This window comes from Microvirga sp. P4_G7, from assembly GCF_056401005.1.
In genome coordinates this window covers 1-3,727 of the sequence record NZ_JBFUKD010000359.1, presented here as the reverse complement: position 1 = coordinate 3,727, position 3,727 = coordinate 1, and the positions used below count along the sequence as shown (strand labels likewise).

3 protein-coding genes are annotated in these 3,727 nt (G+C 61.1%); 1 reads left to right on the top strand and 2 read right to left on the bottom strand.

Features of this window, described 5'->3' with window-relative positions; all coding sequences use genetic code 11:
• The first annotated feature begins 81 nt into the window (after window positions 1–81).
• Window positions 82–1,407 carry a type III PLP-dependent enzyme domain-containing protein gene (locus tag AC1DT3_RS14525; protein WP_477465954.1) on the top strand — a complete coding sequence of 442 codons (1,326 nt, stop codon included), beginning with the start codon at window positions 82–84 and terminating at the stop codon, window positions 1,405–1,407.
• A gap of 31 nt (window positions 1,408–1,438) precedes the next feature.
• On the opposite strand, the gene AC1DT3_RS14520 is transcribed toward AC1DT3_RS14525, so the two are convergent.
• The gene (locus AC1DT3_RS14520) at window positions 1,439–2,341 is read right to left on the bottom strand and encodes a diguanylate cyclase (protein ID WP_477465953.1); all 903 of its coding nucleotides are present in this window, start codon (window positions 2,339–2,341) and stop codon (window positions 1,439–1,441) included.
• A 136-nt stretch (window positions 2,342–2,477) separates the two neighbouring features.
• Window positions 2,478–3,683, bottom strand: a complete 1,206-nt coding sequence (locus tag AC1DT3_RS14515) for a mandelate racemase/muconate lactonizing enzyme family protein (protein WP_477465955.1) — start codon at window positions 3,681–3,683, stop codon at window positions 2,478–2,480.
• Window positions 3,684–3,727: the final 44 nt, after the last annotated feature.

Below are 3,727 nucleotides of genomic sequence, written 5' to 3'. Positions count from 1 at the left end.
ACGGATGACTTCTCCCATTCGAAAAGCGGAAAATTCTCTGAACTATGGCGCGTCTCCGCTTGCGCCGCTGGACCAGAACCGATGGCTTTGAACGAGCTTGTACAACCGCCTCTCACACGCCTGGACCTGCGGGCGATCGAGGATCTCGTGGTGGACGGGACGACGAAGGGCGTTCCGGCCGGCGGAGAGCCGACCCGTTTGGGAGCCATTGGCGCAAGGGGCTGGAATGTCCTGGCAGGCGACCTACCGCTACCGGCCGCTATCCTCCGAAGTAAGGTGCTCAGGGCTAACAGCGCGTGGATGAGCCGGTTTGCGAGCGACAATGATCTTCTCATCGCTCCCCATGGCAAAACGACCATGGCGCCTCAGTTGTTCGACCTTCAACTGACCGACGGCGCGTGGGCCATCACCGTGGCGACCACGCAGCAGCTCGCGGTCTGCCGGGCCTTCGGCATCAAACGCGTGATTTTGGCGAACCAACCCGTCGGCCGAGCGTCGGTCGATGCTTGTTTCGCCGCTATCCGACAAGATCCAGATTTCGCCCTCTACTGCCTTGCGGATACGCTTGAGGGCGTGGCCCAACTTGCACGAGGCGCCGTCCGCAATCCTCCGCTCACCACGAACCCATTGCGAGTGCTGATCGAGATCGGTTTTCCAGGGGGGCGAACGGGCGCGCGCAGTCGGGACGATGCGATAGCCGTCGCGCGGGCCGTGGCGGCCACCCCCGGACTCGTTGTCGCGGGGTTCGAATGCTTCGAGGGATTATTGCCGGACCGCGCCTCGGTCGACCGGGTTCTCGATGAGGTGGTGGCGGTGGCGACGAGTGCCGTGGAGAATGAGCTGCTTCCCGCGAACGCACCGGTCATCTTGAGCGCCGGCGGCTCATCGTTCTTCGACCGTGTCGGTGAACGGTTCCGCGCGGCATCGTTCGAACGGCCGATGCTGAGGGTTTTGCGATCCGGCTGCTACCTGACCCATGACGTTCTTGGCTACGCCCGCGCTTTCAACCGCATCGTCGAGGAAACCACGCTGCAACTTCCACAAGGCGGTCTGGAATCAGCGCTAGAGGTCTGGGCGTTCGTTCAATCCCGTCCGGAAGGAGGGCGGACGATCCTCACGATGGGAAAGCGCGATGTCGGTTTCGACGAGGGGCTTCCTGTACCTCTGCGTTGGTATCGCCCTGACGGAAGCATGGATCGGCCCGCGCCGATGCCGCGAGGACACGTGACGCTCGCTCTAAACGATCAGCATTGCCACCTCGGCACGCCAGGCGAAAGCCCGCTCCAAGTGGGAGACATGGTCGGATTCGGTGTCGGGCATCCATGCACGACCTTCGACAAGTGGCCGCTTCTGATGGTCGTCGATGAGAGCTACAATGTCCTCGACGCGGTGAAGACTTATTTTTAGCCTCGTCCGAACCACGCCCTCGGCCGGTGACCTACCGAGGGGGCGACGTGGCAGAACGCCCCACCGGCCGGGTCTGAGTGCGGGTCTCGCTGCTGCCGGGACCGGGGGTGTCCGGTTCGGCGATTTCAAAGGCTGACCGCAGATTTGAGTTGATGCGTTTCTTGGCCGCGTAGAGCGCTCTGTCGGCCATTTGAAGGAAAGCGCGTGGTGCTTTGCTCGTGCCGGGGTCGGATGCAATTCCGACGGAGACCCCGATCCGGACCGCATGCCCGTCGACATTCATCGGCTGATCGATGGCCGAAATTAGTCCTTCTGCGAAGCCGCTCACAGAGGTGACGCCACAAGCAACAACGGCGAACTCATCGCCGCCCAGCCGGCAGACCACGTCCTCCGCACGGACGACCGACCTTAGGCGCATGGCAACGATCCGCAGGACGGTATCGCCGACCGGATGTCCGAGCTGATCGTTGACCTGCTTGAAATGATTGAGGTCGAGCAGAAAAAGCGCTGCGGTCCTTATCTCGCCCTTACGGTTGTTCATCCCCCCGACGAGATCTTCGAGACGGGCGTCGAACTGCGCGCGGTTGCCCAGGCCCGTCAACGGATCTCGGAGAGCCCGAAGCTCGGCGTCGGCCGCGCGTTCCTCCGCGAGCACCCGACGGTTGGCCTCCTGCCTGAGTTCCTTCAAACGCCGCCAAGAGAATATCCAGAGACAGATGCAAAGAACGCCCCCCAGAAAAACCGCCTCATAGAGGTCGATCTCTTTCCCGGGCGGGAGATCGGCGACAAGCGATCCGAAAATCCGGATCTCATAGGCAATCCAGGCGACGATCAAGAGCGCCGATACAAGAACAAAGAGATCCTGGGCAGCCTGCTTTCGGTCCCAGCCGAAGGGCGAATGTGCCGAACCTTTGAGGTGAGAAAAAGTGTCCATGGGGCGATTGAATATCCTATCCGGATACCGATGCAACTCGTCGGCCAGTTTGCGCGTCCTCGGAGACGATACGGCTCAAGACCGCACGGTTCCTCGAAGGGGCCATCCGTTGCATGTCACACCATGGCAATCGAGCTCACATCTCGGCGATCCGACTGAACCTGACCGTCGCATCGGGCCTGTCGACGATGTCCGGCAAAAGCTCGAGCCCGAGGCCGGGTTCGTCGGAGACGGATACCTGTCCGTTCGATACTGTGGGAAGGCTCGTCACGAGTTCCGAGTACCATCCCGAATAGAAGGCGCGTACCGACTCCTGAATCAAGGCGTTTCGCGCATGCAGGGAGAAGTGGCACGAGGCCATATACACGACCGGGCCCGTGCAATCGTGGGGTGCGACAGGGGTATGCCACGCCTCGGCCATTCCGGCGATCTTGCGTGCCTCCGATAGGCCGCCGCACCAGGAGAGATCGAGCATCACAACGCCCGCAGCGCCGGTTTCGAGGTATTCCCGGAACGAGTGAGTATAGGCCAACGTTTCGGATGCGCAGACCCACGCTTTTGAATGTCTGGCGTATTCCGCGAGGTCGCCGACATTGTCGAGCCTGAACGGATCCTCGTGCCAGTATGTATCGAACTCAGCTAGCCTTTCGGCTAGCTTTTTCGCCATTGGCAGGCTCCACAGTGAATGGAACTCCACCATGATGTCCATCTTGTCGCCAACCGCGCGCCGAATCCGGCGGAAGGGTTCGAGTGCCGTTTGCAGTTCCTGGGGAGTGATGTCCCAACCGGCCGAGCGCTCGGCCGCGATATCGAAGGGCCAGATCTTCATTCCGGTAATGCCCTGCTCCAAAAGGGAGTGAGCCAGTTCATCGGCGCGGTGAAGAAAGGCTTCGAGATCCTCGTAGGGACCGCCTTCCTCTCCAAGGTGCCAGTTCGCGACTTTTTGCGCGCGCGCATCGCGAATGTATCTATATCCCGCACAGGTATTGTAGGTGCGTATGGTGTCACGCGATTTGCCGCCGAGCACTTCGTAGATTGGACGACCGGCGGCTTTGCCGAAAATATCCCACAAAGCGATGTCGATCGCCGAGTTGCCGCGCGTTTCGACGCCAGATCCACGCCAGCCGAGATAGTTCGAGAGAGACGCATTGCATGTCTCGATCTGGATCGGATCCAGCCCGAGAAGTTTGGGGGCGACAGTCTCGTGGAGGTACGCTTCGACTGCTGTGGCGCMCATGAACGTCTCGCCAAGCCCGACAAGACCCTCGTCGGTGTGCAACCTGAGCCAGATGACGTTGGCAAATTCGTCCAGGCGGATCGTTTCAAGCGCAGTAATCTTCATCGGCCTCTCCGGACCCGTGTTGGAGGAAGCGGGCGACCGAACGC